Below are 14,660 nucleotides of genomic sequence, written 5' to 3'. Positions count from 1 at the left end.
AAAAAATGCCCAGCCTTATCCATAAAATAGGATAAGGCTGGGAAATCCTTTTAAATAAGGCCCCATCGCTATGTAAGCAATGGGGCCTTACTCTTCAAATTACGATTACTTCTTTAAATCCGGTTTAGACACAAGCTTCGTATACACAACAAAACGATCAGGTGCATCACCAATATACTCAAACGGATAGCATGTCGTTAATGTCAATGTCTCATAATCAGTTGGAACGATAATTGTCTCATCATTCGCTCCCGTAATTTTGAAATCTGTTACTTCATAAACAAACTCACCATACGGCGTTTCAAATTTAATTGGATCGCCCTTTTTCACATCTTCTAGCTTACGAAAACTCGTATTCCGATGTCCGCTTAACACAACATTTCCACCTTGCCCCGGAAGCAAACTTCCCGCAAAGTGTCCAACCCCTGATTTCAATTCCTCTGGATGTGTTCCTTCTACAACAGGAACTTCATAAGAAATAGAAGAGAATTTCAGTTCCCCAAGTTTCTCTCCTGGGTCAGGAATCTTAGACCACATTTGCTTTTCAAACTCTGTTTCCGGCTCTTCTGGCGTATAAGGTGTAATAACAGTATGAGCTAACAGTGTTGTTTGCTTCGTTAACTCCCAACCAAAAAAGGCAACAATTCCAAGACCAAACAAAATAATGGAAACGGGAATCCCAATGATTACCCATCTCCATTTCGACTTACGCTTACGTACTTTCTTTTTCTTTTCCATAATACGTATTACGCTTGTTCTACTTTACGAGCTAATCGCACTGCTGGAACTAATGCAGCTGCACCTAAAAGTACAATTAAGCCACCGATTAACATATACGTTTGCTCATGAGATGCTGTATTTGGCATTTCAGCATTTGTCATTGGAACGAACTTACCAGTTGCATTTAACTCACGCTTTGCTTCCATCGCGACTTTCAATGCATTTACCATGCTTTTAAAACGCCCATCACACTCTTATAAGCCGCTTGCGACGCTGTTTTTAATTTAATATAACCGAGCTGCTCACGCTTAATCCATCTAGACCAATTCCTTAACCACTCGTATCTCGACTCTTTCAAATGATTACTCTTAATGTCTTTCATCCCATTAAAATGCTCTGTAATTCCGTTCATATAACTTTGTGAAATCTCTGATGTGTTACGTTCTAAAACTTTGGCCTTTTTAACAAACGTACGTGAGCAAATAATAAGAATCACACCACAAACAAGTACGCAGATCGTCATTTGAGGAGATAGCCAAAAAGCTAAACCGATTTGAATAACCATAAACACAAAAGAAGTTAGCAATTGTAAGCATAAATTCGTTCCTAAACTAACACGGCTAAGATCGTTTGTTAACGAATTAATCAAATCGGATTTTCGTTTTTTTTTACGTAGAATAACCAGTTTGCTTGTAATAGTCCATCATATAGTTCTAACCTTAAGGAATTAATGAAAGTCATTTGGAGTTTTGTGTTTCGGATTGTTACGCTTCGTTGTAGTAGGGTTAGGCCGATTATTAAAAAGACCTATATACCTAAGATTACAGGTAATGTAAGCTCAACTTAAATTTCTGCAGAAGCTCTGTAACTCCTGGAATAGGAATGACTCCCGCATCTACATTTAAAATTCCACTCATACTTAACATTGGGATTAATAAAAAATAGCGATTCCCTCAAATAAGCTGACGAATACCATTCCTATAGGATTGATGTACAAAGTCTTTCCACTAAAAGATTGTAGTTTTTGATAAAATATATAAGATACTTCATCTTTTACCACCTCTCTATGATGATATGAGATGCTTTGTTTTTCGCCATGTCCATAAAAAGGGGCGTAGTGGAAAATATAAAAAATGTAGATATTTTGGTAATTTTATTATCTCCACATCTTTAAAACATGGATAAAGTGAACTTATAATTAAAAGAAGTCTTTGAGAATTGGTTTCTAATGAAATTAAATAACTACTAATATATGATTGTTGTTTTGAATTAATAATGTGTATATATGCCTTTTCGGCTAATTTTTCTGCTTGTTTTTCCTTCGTTAGTATTTTTACTTTTTCCCTCATTGGAGTATGTAGTAATATCGATAGTAAAATACGTACTTGACTATACGGAATATGGTATTTATATTTCTCTAGAAATTTATATATTCTTTCAAAATCCATACTTCTTCTAAACATTTGATCAATGTCTTTTAGCCAACGCAAACGAAACCATCCATGACGTGCTCCATGCACTATCAAATATAAGAACAAGTCCTCTTTTCCTAAAAAACAAACGGAGGAACCCATCAAAGAAGTTACTCTTCTCCTCTGCCATAATTCATCAAAAGATGGTTGTTTCATGGGAAAAGGATGTATCTTCCAATGGATTTCAATTTCTATACATTTTTTGGGATGAAAGTAACTCACATGATGATGTCTCCATTTTCTTTCATTTAGTATGGTTTGAACTCCATTTCTTACATAACCTAGGTCTAACAGAACGTTTTCTACTTTTTCTAAATTTATCTCCTTAATCAAAATATCCAAGTCTTTAGAAGTTCGTAAGGATATGTCCCCATAAATCTCCTGAGCTATTACTGGCCCTTTAAGCAGAAGCAATTGAATCCCATGTTCATGAAACAACTGATTTAGTCGTTCCATTTCTCCACTCAACTGAAGCATCTGAAACGTATTTCTTCTATATTCACTACATAAAGTTTCAATCACTTCTTGAGGAATTAGACTTTTATCCATACTTTTTAATCTCACATACATTAATGGATACACACGATGATGCCTTGCTAAATACAAAAAATGCTCCCAATCAATATCAGAAAATAATTCTTGTTTGTTTTTTTGTATACCCTCTTCATTATCTTCCTTCAGCAATTCAAGTAACAGCTTAAATTCCTTCGAAAGGAGTGTCAAATCAAGTTCAAATTTGTTATCCATCGCTGTCCCCTTCAATTCTTTTTAGTATTGATATGTTTCGCAAATTTCCCTACAACTGTAAATCGTTCCATACCTTCTGACCCGGTCACATAATAAGAACCGCTCCGTAACCAAGCATGTGCAATGAGTTTCCCATCTTCATCTTTGGCCATCCCTAAATATAAAGTACTTTCAATCCCACGCTTTTCTAACATTTTCATCGCCGCTATTGCTTTCACAAGGCACTGACTTTCCCAAAGTGTATGTTCGCTCATCACATGGATCGCTCTTGATATTCCCTTTAACGTTTCTCTGTTTTTTTCATTTGAAATAAAATTTGTTTCAACTTCTTTTTTCCCTAATGAAGAAGCCACTTTAGAAAAGGGAATAATTTTCAAGATTCTTGCCCATCCTAACAAAAAAAACGTTTCTGCAAACAATAACTTCATTTGTGTATTTAACGCTAGAAATTTCTTCACCTTTTTCATAGTTTTCCTATATCCTCTCTTACACCATTTAGGAATCTATGTATCAACTTTATGTTTCACTTAAATTAATTCATCTTTATATAAATCTTCTAGAAATGACAATAATTTCTTCTCACAATCACTTTGTGAAACGGCATATTGTGATGTTAATATAGAAATAACTTGTTTCACCTCAATTGGTTTCTTAATAAGATACCCTCTTTCATAAAATGTCAAAATTAACTGATTATCAGATAATTCTGGTGTACTTTGGGGACTTGCAATTTCTCAAATAAGTCGTAACGATTATCAAGTATGACATCCGATATAATGACTAAATTTATTTTTCGGTCAAGAAGTGGTAATCATTCGCCAATTAATTCTGTGGTAATCCACTGTGTATGACACCCAAGAAAGATATCTTTCTTTTTCCATGTGCCAATATCATCAGCAGGGTATTGTTTTAAACTCCTCATCATCCCATTACAATGCTCGACAGTTATTGGATCTTGATTGACATGATAAATTCCAACAATCGTACTCATTTTTTCTCCCTTCATGCAACAGGTACGTTATTTGTTAGATTGTCCCCACTAATATTAGTTTCATACTAACATATATTTCGATATTTTCGGAAAATAGAAAACGACATATATTACCAATTATATGTCGTATAAGTTCTATTTCGACATTTTTTCATAATTCCATTTCGATTATGAGTCTATATATTGACAAATTTCTGTCCAAACTAATTTTAGCTATTCTTACTTTATCAATCATTCCACATAATATACTTTCATATTGGTCATTTCGACACACTATTTATAGTATTTTTTATAATCCTGTTATTTATTGTAAATGCTAAAATGAAATTGACAGTTTTCGCTAAGATACTTTTTACACTTTCGCCAAAAAAATTCAACTTTCAAGTAAACTAGATGTATTCGTTTACTGGGGGTTAGTATTTTGGAGGGATTGATGATTTTGCTTTTAAAAAGAGAAATAATTACGGGACTCTTATTGTCAATCAAGGGACAAAAAAGCCTGTCGCAATCTTAGAAGGTCGTTCAAAAGAGGATGGATAGGGTGGCTTCAAGAACATCCTAGTATCCAAATCGTAAGCCGTGATGGCTCTACTTCCTATGCTTCTGCCATCTCTTCTGCTCTTCCACATGCCAAACAAGTTGCCGATCGGTGGCATATTTTAAAAGGTTTATTTGATTCGTTAAAAGAATCGATATATTCCATCATCCTGGAAAAACATGGAACACATCCAGTCCGATAAAATAACTCCAATCGTACGAAAAACAGACTCCAAACGAGAATTGCATCAGGAAAAAGTATAGCAGCGTATTCAACGAGTTCAAGAGTTAGTAAAACAAGGAAAGAAAATCACCTGGATAGCACGGCATATGAACATCAGCCGTGCCACAGTCTATAGCGATTTACATCGAAAACATAAACCTGATCGTCATCGTTCATCTATTCTAAACCCGTTTCTTTCCCATATACAGAACTGGGTTAAAGAAGAGAAAACAGTCAATCAAATGGAAGAATTACTACACTTACTAGGATATAACGGTTCGCGATCTACCTTAAATGCTTTTGTTGCCCAAATACGAAAAGAGTTCAAAGTGAATAAACTTACAACTACAGTACCTAGATCACACATCCTAAAATGTATGTGGAATGAATCTGATGCTAAAAAGCTAGAAGAAAACGTATCACAAGTATTTTTAGAAGAATTCCCTGATTTACGACCATTACATGTAATGGTCCAAGATTTTTTAGCTATTATTCGAGAGAAAAAGATATCTTCACACTTAATAGATTGGATAAAAATGTATAAGGACATATCATTTTCAACCATGCAGAAATTCACGAAGTATGTGGAAAAAGATATAAAAGCCATTACTGAAGCATGTACACATCCATTCAGTAATGGTGTCACCGAAGGACATGTTAATCGTCTCAAAACAATCAAGCGAATGATGTATGGTCGTGCAAGTAGTAAGTTACTAGCTCTGAGAGTATTGTCAGCTGCCTAGCATAAAAGGTTTTTCTGAAAAAACATTCCCCTAGTCAAATTCCCCGGTGTGTGTATAATCTCTAAAAGAGCGTAAGAACCAATTCATCTTGACGGTTACAAAGGAGTATGATTCCAGCGAAAACACGCCCCTTATTACCTATAATTGCTGCCATAAAGATAAAAACGAACCTACAACTCGCTGCCTTTCTTTGTTTTAAAACTTTGCACGTGGCAGGAAAAGGCCCTGCCCACTACTATACATAGCCAGTCCCCCTCAACCACCTAAAAAAATGCCTTTTTACCGGTTTTTCATAGGGTGACTGAGTGATTACCGTTTATTACCTTTTTAATAGTTTCATTTTAAGGTTAACCAAAAGATCATTAACCTCTTTTAGTTTCATAAAAATTAGTAATATAGCATATATAATTGCTCCTAATAAAATAGAAATTAATAAAGCACCTGATTCCCCTACAAGGTTAGTAAGGTTATAAAATATTCCTTTTACGGCTATAGCCATTATAATAGTAGCTATCAGTATTTTAAGAAGGGTTTTGACAAGATGCTTATTCCATAAACCTTTAATTTTACTTTGTAATCTAATTCCAAGTAATATTGAGGCGACAAAACCTGATATACTTGTAGCCAAGGCAAGACCACTAATACCCATGTATCTTGACAGTATTATGTTTAATATGATATTTAAAATTAGAGCTAAACCAGCATTATATAACACAGATTTTGTGTCTTTAAATGCATAAAAAGCTCTCGAAATGACTTCTCTTAGTACAAACCCAACCATACCAATGGCATAATAAGATAATACGTTTGATGTCATTTCTATTGCTTCCATATTAAATGCCCCTCTACCAAATAATAATAAAATAACCTGTTTTGAAAATATCAATGTTCCTGCTGAGATAGGAATAATAAAAATTAATACATATATTACTAACTTCGAAAATAAATTTTTAAAACTATCAATATCCTTTTTTTCAATAGCATTACTCATTGATGGGAAGACTACTGTAATAATTGTAGTTACGATAATTCCTTCGATAAATAAATAAACAATATTAGCATAAGTAAGAGAAGATATCCCACCTGATTCAATTTGAGAAGCCATAGTTCGGTCAACTAATATATTAATTTGATTTATTGAAACGCCAATTATTATTGGTAACGAAAGGATAATTATTTTTTTTAAATATTTATCTTTTCTATTTAAATTGAAACTAAATTTAAATCCCAATTTTCTTACATGGGGATACATTAAAATTAATTGCGAAAACATTCCGATTATTCCGCCGTAAGCGAGAAAATAAACATTTTTAGATATGTAACTAATAATTATAAATAATATTATAATAATATTTAATGGTATACTCCTTATGGCAGTAGTAATAAAATTTTTATTGACATTCAAAAATCCAGAAAATATATATATTGCTGAAGTGAAATATATTGAAAAAAGGTTTATTTTAGTCAATACTATTGCAATTTCATGAGTTTTTTTATCAAAGCCAGAAGCAAAAACATTGACAAGATTTTCAGTATATAAAAACCCCAATAGTATTATTACTGTACTAAATAACAAACTAAAACTTAAAAGATTAGATGTAAATTTTAGAGCTCTTTCTTGTGTATCTTTATTAACTATCTCTTGATATATTGGTATAAAGCCTACTGCAATTCCAGTCCCAATAAATCCAAACACTGTTGTAGGAATTGTATTAGAAATAAAATAAGCATCTGTAATATTAGATACACCAAAAAAATAGGATAGAGTAAGATCTCTACCAAAACCCAATAGTTTAGATAATATAGTAATAAGCATTAGTAAAATAACAGTTTTTTTCATACTTAAGCCTTCTGTAACTACTCAGCTACCCCATGAGAATAAAAGATAGCTAGGGACATTCAATCAAAAAATACGTTTATTTGCTGCATTTTTTCGTTATAAAGGTAATAAATAGACGTATTTTCAATGGAAAAACATCCAAAATAGCCAATTCCTCTCTACTAAACTTCTAAATCAAGGGTATGGCTGAGTAGTTACAGCCTTCTACAAATTAATTTTTTGTTAATAGCAATTTCTTTAAATTTTATACTTATGACTTTTTTTTATTTTTAATTTTCAAGAATAACATTAAAAAGAAAACCATAATCTTAAATCCAAAGATTTTATAAATAATCCTTACCAATTTTGTTTTTCGACTCATAGAATAATTTAATATCCAACAAAATTTTTCCATATCCTTTAAAAGGTCTGTTCTTATTGGAGAGGATAAACTTGCAGTTAATCCTAATACAATTGAATATTGGTAAGATAGATAAGTAAATAAGCACTTTCTATATGAAATATCATTCATTTCCTTTGAATAATCTATCCACTTTTTTATTATTGACCATAAATCGAATACGAGTTTGTTACTTATTATACTTGAAACAGAGCCACTTCTTTGTCTATAAACATATACTGGCTTTGTAAAGTAAATAATATTATTAGCATATTCATAAACTTTTAATCCCCAATCAATATCTTCAGCAACAATTCCAACCGGAAAATAAACACTATTATTTTCCAATAAATCCCTTCGGATTATTTTCCAATTTGCACTTGTTTTAAATCTATCGTTACTAATTAAATAATTAATCATTTCATTCTTGGATAATCCTGAAATAATTAAAGGTTCATCTTTTAAATTATTAGTCTCAAATTTTCCATCTTGCTCGAAGTATTTTTTATATCCAATTAGAACCATATCAATATTCGAATTTTCCACTAAAGTATCATTTATAACTTCCAAATAATCTAAGTTATCCCAATAATCGTCACTGTCACAAAAGGTAATAAAGTCCCCTGTTGCAAGTTCCATCCCTATATTTCTTGTATGACCGGCACCACTATTTTGTTTATGGACTACTTTAACTCGAGAATCTTTTTCCTTATAAAGTTCACATATCGTAGAACTACTGTCAGTTGAACCATCATTAACTAATATTACTTCTATATCCTTGTATGTTTGATTTAATATACTATCTAAACACTGTTTTAAATATCTTTCTGCATTAAAAATAGGTACAATAACACTAAATTTAGCCATTACAGTTATAATCACCTCTAATGATATTCTCTTATATTAATCAATTGTAACTCCACTAAAAAATAGGTATATATTAATACCCCTAAATAACCGAGAATTGTCAATAAGTCTATATTTCCTTGCTTTTATTCTTTAAAAACATACCCCACACTAAAAGTAATACTTCCAATGGTAATATCTTAGCCCTATGACGCATTGCTGTCCCATAGTTAGCTGTACCCCCAGCATGTATTATATAAGTTAGTATTATTATTGAAATCAATGTCCACTTAATTATCTGTTCATATTTATTCTTAGGTCTATATCTCCTTGCCCAACCCCAAATTCCCATAAGTAATACAATTCTAGGTAATCCATCAATAAGCCAAGCAATAAAAGTAGGAGCTCCATTTATTTGCCAAGGCAATGGAGATAGGGCAAACATTATTACTCTATACGGCATCTGTACAATTAATTCTGGTAAACTGTCTGCCGTACCAGAAATATAAGCAGTGTTTCCTGCAGAGTATGAAGCTCTTTCAATTAAGTCCTCAGTGCTTTCTATACTAGAAAATTTCTGAGTAATTACATCTGAAATTGGTGTTAACCATATAAATAAAATCAAGAAAATAGTACCTACTAATTTAATTGGATTTATAGACATCTTACTTTTTTTTACATCATAGACCGAATTAACAATCAAATAAATAATAACTAATCCAATCATCCCAGAATGAAATGCAGAAGCAATTAGACTAAATATTATAGAAAAAATAAAAAAACTATATTTTTTCCTAAAAATAAATAATAGAAAAAAATATAAAGACATTACAAAAGACCATTGAATTGGCATCTCTCTAAGGACAGTTATTGAAAAGATAAATTCTATTGGCCAGATGAATACAAGAAGACTTGAAATATCAGCAATTTTTTTACTTTTAGTAAGTATATATGAAATTTTGTGTGTATACTTGATGGTTAATATTGATATAATTAATATAAAACAGTTTATCAATGCAAGATGTGTACCAAAAATATAATAAATAATTGACATTAATCTACTAAACAAATTTACATCTGGTAATATTAACAAATCATAAAATCCCTTTGATTCAACTAACAAATTTATAGCATGTCTATTATAACCTTCCCAGTCGTTTCCACCCATAGGTAGATTTTTATACTTTGCTTGATAAACTAACATGAGGAATTTAAACAAAAAAATCATAATAAAAATTATTTTTGACTCTTTGTTACTAAACTCTATTAATGTAAACAATACCACTATTAATAATAAACTTATTGGAATTACTAGATTTAAAAAGGGAATCTCCCAAATTATTGATACACCAAAATTAAATAATACTAGTATCGCTATAATAGTAATGCTTTTAATTGAATCTTTAATTTTAAATCTTACATCCATCATTACTATTCACCTGCTGTTTTTAATGATTCTAAATATATTTCTGTCTGAAACTTCACAACGTTATTCATCAAAACTAAACTGTACTTCCTTAATTTTTTTGATATTGAAAACTTAACTAACTCTTTTTTTAGAAATTAAAATTATTTGTTTGCTTGGCAGCGAAGATTTAGTATAAATCTTCGCGATCTTAACCTTATCCCAACTCTCAAATTTCAACTTCTATTAGAGCTGTAATAGTTCAATTTTAACTTCTGATAATCCTAGCATAATTTAAATCTCCCCTAATATATAACCTATTTTTTCATTAAAAATTTATAATCCTTACACTGATTATCAAGCATTATCGATCTATCAAAGTATTTCTCAGTTCTTTTCCTTGCATTTAAGCCTAGCTGATTACATAAATATTTATCTGTCATAACCTGATCCATAATTTTATAAAGTGATTTTTCGTCTCTAGCTTCTGCTAACAAGCAGGATTCCCCATTTTCCATTACTTCTGAAGCACCTGGTATGTTCGTTGTGATGATTGGGCATTCCATAGCTGCAGCTTCTTGTAAAACCATGCCAAAACCTTCTCTATATGTTGGATGTACATAACAGTCAAATGCAGCATAGAATTTAACTAACTCTTTTTGACTTTTACGTCCAGTAAAAATGACATTTTCACTTTTTTTAGCCCATGTAAGTAAATCTAAAGAAACATTTTTATCTATTTCCATATCTCCTATAATAAATAGCTTTGCTCTTGAAATATTGACTATATTTTTAAAAGCAGTTAATATTTCATTTGCTCCCTTATCTCTAGATAATCTACCTACAAAGCCAAAAACAAACTCGTCGTTTATTTTGTACTGCTTTCTTATCTCATCTCGGTATGCTTCTTTCTTTGATAAATCATATAGACTTAAATCAACCCCAATGGTTCCACCTTCACCAATAACTTTCACCTTTTCCTTTATATATAATTTTTCATTTAAGGCAAACTCAAGGTTCTTTTTACTTACAGCACGAATGTCTGTTGACAAAATACATACTATCTTTTCTATTAATCTAAAAATTTTCCTGGAAAAACCACTCATACCAACATACCTTATACCCCACTGACAATATAATCTTCTTGGGGAATGAGCCAAGAAACTTGAAATACTTGCATATAGTGACGCATTAGGTGTAGCATATTGGACTAAATCAAACTTTTCCTTCCTGAATAATAAATACATCTTTAAAATTGCTAATATACCAGAGGCATTAACACCTCTTTTCATTTTGATTGGTATATAATGAATATATTCTGGTAAACTTTGAGCAAAAGCCTCGTCTTCGTCACATATAAATGTAATATCTACATCTTCGTTATCATGAAGGTATTTTGCCGTTTCTAAGACAAATGTTTTAAGAGTAATAGGTACCGTTGTAATAAAACAAACTTTCATCATAACTCACCTACTAACCGTCGTGACCAAATTTATTTTTTGTTCTAAAATTTGATAATTTGTTTCAAATTGTACTTGTGAATAGAGAGATGCTTCTTTTTCTTTTTGGCGGATATTTTTTATCCCCTCTTTAAAAATCTCAGATACCTTATAAGGATCCTCGACTATATTTGCGTCGCAAAAACTTCTTGATAATATTGCCAAACTTGAACCTAATCGATAATGTTCTGTAATGATATACTCTGCCGGAACCGAACCAAATCCAACTCTTGCTATGCCTCCGAACCCATAGACATAATTTTTATCTTGAAGTATTTTACATAAACGTTCTACAGTTCCATCAATAAGAAGTTCAAACATGAATTTCTTTTTATATGCTAAATGTAAATCATTTAATCCAATGTGGACTTCATCAATGCCCTGAGCCTCCAATATTTCTTCTATATTCTCTGCAGCCTCTTTTGTTTCAAGTAAAAGTACAACTTTAGCACGACCATCCACATATTCAATAAACTGTTCTACTTCTTGTTTCGTTTTAAACATTGGTAACATAATTGCATCGGCACCATTTCTAACTACATTTTCAACCTCAATTTTTGAACCTTCAAAAATTGGATTGACGCGAACCAGAAGTTCTGAACTACTTAAAACCGATTTTATTAGACTAACATCATCAATTGAATGCTTTGATTTAACTGTATTCAATCCAGCCTGACGTTCTTCCTTTCCCATGTACTCTAAATCAACCCATATTCGATCAACACCTGCAGCCTCGGCTATTTTTGCTATATCTGGTTTGTTTGTTATATACATTAATGTTAATGGCATTATTTTTCTCCTCTCAACTTTTTAAATAAATCTAATATTTAATATACTAAGCCCACTTTACTTGAAAATTATCCATTAATTCTATAATTTTTTTATACTTTTTGCTGGAACCCCAACGTAAGTTCCTTCCTCTGTTATATCCCTAACCACCACAGCACCCGCACCAACTTTGCAGCCTCTGGTGATGTTTATGTTATTGCTTACTAAGCTACCAATACCTAACCACGATCCATGGCCAACTTTCACTGTTCCAGCTAAATGTGCACCTGGTGATATATGGATATAATCTTCAATTACATTATCATGATCTATTGTAGAACCCGTATTAATGATGCAACCTTTCCCAATTGTAGTACAGCAGTTAATCACAGCCCCAGCCATGACCACAGTACCTTCTCCCAATTCAACTTGTTCTCCAATAACAGCACTCGGATGAATTAAAGTAGGTAAGCTTGCACCCTCAGATTCAAGCTTACTCTGTATTCTTTCTCGTATAGAATTATTACCAATACCTACAAAAAAGTCATAATCATCTACATAGTTAAAAGCATCAGCTGATTTACCAATTACTTCTATGCTCATTGATGATTTGACACTTTCACTATCATCTAGAAAAGCAATGCTCTGCCATTTATTTATTTTTAACGCAATATCAGCAACGACTTTTCCATGGCCACTGGCACCTATTATAAGAAGTCTATTTTTCATAGCTCTACGCTTCCTTTTTTATTTCCTCTAAACGGTTCCATAGTTGCAGCGGTATCTGAATTAATACCTTCTCTAACAAAAACCTTTTTTATAGTTAGAAGGATAATCTTCCAATCTCCAATGAAGCTCACATTATCCACATATTCTACATCCCGATTGAATTTTTCTTCCCAACTAATAGTGTTTCTACCACTAACTTGAGCTAGACCAGATAATCCAGGGCGAACCTCATGACGACGCTTTTGATGCTCATTATATAGTGGCAGATACTGAACTAGCAAAGGTCTAGGTCCAATAATTGACATATCACCTTTAAGAATGTTAAAAAGCTCAGGTAACTCATCCAGTGAAGTAGATCTCAAAAATTTACCGAACCTCGTAAGTCGCACACTATCTGAAAGTAATTCCCCATTCTCATTTCTTTCATCTGTCATTGTCCGAAACTTATACATCATAAAAACTTTCTCATTTAACCCTGGTCTTTCTTGTTTAAATAACACTGGGCTACCCAACTTAAATCTTACAAGGACAGCAACCACCAAAAGAACTGGACTGAGAATTAGAATAGCAATTAAAGATAATGTAAAATCCATCAATCTTTTTACAAAGCTTCTATAGATGCCACCTTTAGAATTTTTCATTATTTCAACCACAATCCTTTAATAATTTCTACTACTCTAGCCAAATCTTCATCTGTCATTTTTGTATCACTTGGTAAACAAATACCATTCTCAAATAGTTTTTCCGATACATCCGTACCAACAAAATTATACTTCTCAAAAAATGGCTGCATATGCATTGGCTTCCAAACTGGTCTTGATTCAATATTCTCGTTCTCAAGAGCTGCCATAACATCAAGAGGCCTTATTCTCCCATTCAACGTCATACTACTTAACCAATAATTAGGTTCATTCCACTCATTACTTGGCATAAACTTGACACCATCCAGTGGACCTAATTCCCTTTTATAGAATTCAAAAATATGATTCTTCTTTGCAACTCTCTGATCTAATACCTTAAGCTGCCCTCTACCAATTCCTGCAACAACATTGCTCATACGATAATTAAAACCTAATTCGCTATGTTGATAATGTCTCGCTTGATCTCTACTCTGAGTAGCCCAGAATCTTACCTTTTCAACACGCTCTTCATTATCCGAAACTAACATACCACCGCCAGAAGTAGTGATAATTTTATTTCCATTAAAAGAAAAAATGCCATAATCTCCAAAAGTACCAGTATGCTTACCTTTGTAATAAGTTCCTAAAGATTCAGCAGCATCTTCTATTAAAGTAACATTATGTTTCTTACAAATTTCAACGATTCTATTCATATCTGCAGAAAGGCCATAAAGGTGTACTACTATTACCGCCTTTACATTTGGATATTTCTCAAAAGCTTCTTCCAATGCTTTAGGGCACATATTCCAAGTCTCATAATCACTATCTATAAAAACAGGAATAGCATTTTGATAAATTATCGGATTAGCCGTAGCTGAGAAAGTAAGTGTTGGACAAAAAACAATATCGCCTTCCCCTACTCCTGTTGCTCTAAGGGCCATATGAATTGCAGCTGTTCCAGATGATAATGCCGCTGCAGTTTTGGAACCAACCTTCGTAGCTAATTCTTTTTCAAAACCATTCACATTTTCCCCAAGAGGCGCAATCCAGTTTGTATCAAATGCTTCCTTAACATATTGCATTTCATAGCCCTCATCACTCATATGTGGTGATGAAAGGAATATTCTTTCTCCCATTTCAA

Annotated in this window: 16 protein-coding genes and 1 pseudogene; 2 read left to right on the top strand and 15 right to left on the bottom strand. The window is 32.3% G+C overall.

Annotation, left to right across the window (positions count from 1 at the left end):
• Positions 1–105: 105 nt before the first annotated feature.
• The 7 genes and pseudogenes from CN373_RS19295 to CN373_RS19270 all read right to left on the bottom strand — a co-directional run bounded on the left by CN373_RS19295 (position 106) and on the right by CN373_RS19270 (position 3,930).
• Entirely contained in the window at positions 106–738 is a 633-nt protein-coding gene (locus CN373_RS19295) for a class D sortase (RefSeq protein WP_098359948.1), read from the bottom strand.
• Between the two features lie 8 nt (positions 739–746).
• Positions 747–959, bottom strand: a pseudogene (locus CN373_RS19290) (cell wall anchor protein); the annotation flags it as partial.
• The gene (locus CN373_RS19285) at positions 944–1,399 is read right to left on the bottom strand and encodes an ABC transporter transmembrane domain-containing protein (protein ID WP_276307614.1); all 456 of its coding nucleotides are present in this window, start codon (positions 1,397–1,399) and stop codon (positions 944–946) included. The gene CN373_RS19285 and the pseudogene CN373_RS19290, both read right to left, overlap by 16 nt.
• A 385-nt stretch (positions 1,400–1,784) precedes the next feature.
• The gene (locus CN373_RS19280) at positions 1,785–2,939 is read right to left on the bottom strand and encodes a nucleotidyltransferase domain-containing protein (RefSeq protein ID WP_098359946.1); all 1,155 of its coding nucleotides are present in this window, start codon (positions 2,937–2,939) and stop codon (positions 1,785–1,787) included.
• A gap of 11 nt (positions 2,940–2,950) precedes the next feature.
• The gene (locus CN373_RS19275; protein WP_098359945.1) at positions 2,951–3,406 is read right to left on the bottom strand and encodes a lasso peptide biosynthesis B2 protein; all 456 of its coding nucleotides are present in this window, start codon (positions 3,404–3,406) and stop codon (positions 2,951–2,953) included.
• Positions 3,407–3,466: 60 nt separating this feature from the next.
• On the bottom strand, positions 3,467–3,577 hold the full coding sequence (locus CN373_RS26065; protein WP_165771900.1) for a PqqD family protein: 111 nt from the start codon (positions 3,575–3,577) through the stop codon (positions 3,467–3,469).
• Between the two features lie 173 nt (positions 3,578–3,750).
• Positions 3,751–3,930: a hypothetical protein gene (locus CN373_RS19270; RefSeq protein WP_098359944.1), complete on the bottom strand. Its 180-nt coding sequence runs from the start codon at positions 3,928–3,930 to the stop codon at positions 3,751–3,753.
• 536 nt (positions 3,931–4,466) lie between these two features.
• On the opposite strand from CN373_RS19270, the gene CN373_RS25285 reads away from it, so the two are divergent.
• Together CN373_RS25285 and CN373_RS25280 are read left to right on the top strand one after the other, a co-directional pair.
• Positions 4,467–4,670 (top strand): transposase, encoded by a 204-nt coding sequence (locus CN373_RS25285; protein ID WP_113745337.1) that lies wholly within the window; start codon positions 4,467–4,469, stop codon positions 4,668–4,670.
• A gap of 67 nt (positions 4,671–4,737) precedes the next feature.
• Positions 4,738–5,433, top strand: a complete 696-nt coding sequence (locus CN373_RS25280) for a transposase (protein ID WP_276307613.1) — start codon at positions 4,738–4,740, stop codon at positions 5,431–5,433.
• Between the two features lie 319 nt (positions 5,434–5,752).
• Here the strand turns inward: CN373_RS25280 and murJ are convergent, their stop codons facing one another.
• From murJ to CN373_RS19225, 8 genes are all read right to left on the bottom strand, one after another.
• Positions 5,753–7,273 (bottom strand): murein biosynthesis integral membrane protein MurJ, encoded by a 1,521-nt coding sequence (murJ, locus tag CN373_RS19260; protein WP_098359943.1) that lies wholly within the window; start codon positions 7,271–7,273, stop codon positions 5,753–5,755.
• Positions 7,274–7,523: 250 nt separating this feature from the next.
• Positions 7,524–8,519, bottom strand: a complete 996-nt coding sequence (locus CN373_RS19255; protein ID WP_098359942.1) for a glycosyltransferase family 2 protein — start codon at positions 8,517–8,519, stop codon at positions 7,524–7,526.
• 109 nt (positions 8,520–8,628) lie between these two features.
• A complete protein-coding gene (locus CN373_RS19250; protein WP_133116041.1) occupies positions 8,629–9,927 on the bottom strand; it encodes a hypothetical protein in 1,299 nt (432 codons plus the stop codon).
• Positions 9,928–10,220: 293 nt separating this feature from the next.
• On the bottom strand, positions 10,221–11,363 hold the full coding sequence (locus CN373_RS19245; protein WP_205753380.1) for a glycosyltransferase: 1,143 nt from the start codon (positions 11,361–11,363) through the stop codon (positions 10,221–10,223).
• 6 nt (positions 11,364–11,369) lie between these two features.
• A complete protein-coding gene (locus tag CN373_RS19240; RefSeq protein WP_098359939.1) occupies positions 11,370–12,191 on the bottom strand; it encodes an aldolase/citrate lyase family protein in 822 nt (273 codons plus the stop codon).
• An 81-nt stretch (positions 12,192–12,272) separates the two neighbouring features.
• A complete protein-coding gene (locus CN373_RS19235; RefSeq protein WP_098359938.1) occupies positions 12,273–12,899 on the bottom strand; it encodes an acetyltransferase in 627 nt (208 codons plus the stop codon).
• Positions 12,896–13,540, bottom strand: a complete 645-nt coding sequence (locus CN373_RS19230; RefSeq protein ID WP_098359937.1) for a sugar transferase — start codon at positions 13,538–13,540, stop codon at positions 12,896–12,898. Before CN373_RS19230 ends, CN373_RS19235 begins: the two co-directional genes overlap by 4 nt.
• On the bottom strand, positions 13,540–14,655 hold the full coding sequence (locus tag CN373_RS19225; RefSeq protein ID WP_098359936.1) for a DegT/DnrJ/EryC1/StrS family aminotransferase: 1,116 nt from the start codon (positions 14,653–14,655) through the stop codon (positions 13,540–13,542). The genes CN373_RS19230 and CN373_RS19225 overlap by 1 nt, the downstream gene beginning before the upstream one ends.
• Positions 14,656–14,660 lie beyond the last annotated feature (5 nt).

The sequence above is a fragment of the Bacillus cereus genome, from assembly GCF_002561295.1.
In the GTDB taxonomy this organism is placed as follows: domain Bacteria; phylum Bacillota; class Bacilli; order Bacillales; family Bacillaceae_G; genus Bacillus_A; species Bacillus_A cereus_S.
This window is presented reverse-complemented; position numbering and strand designations above follow the sequence as displayed.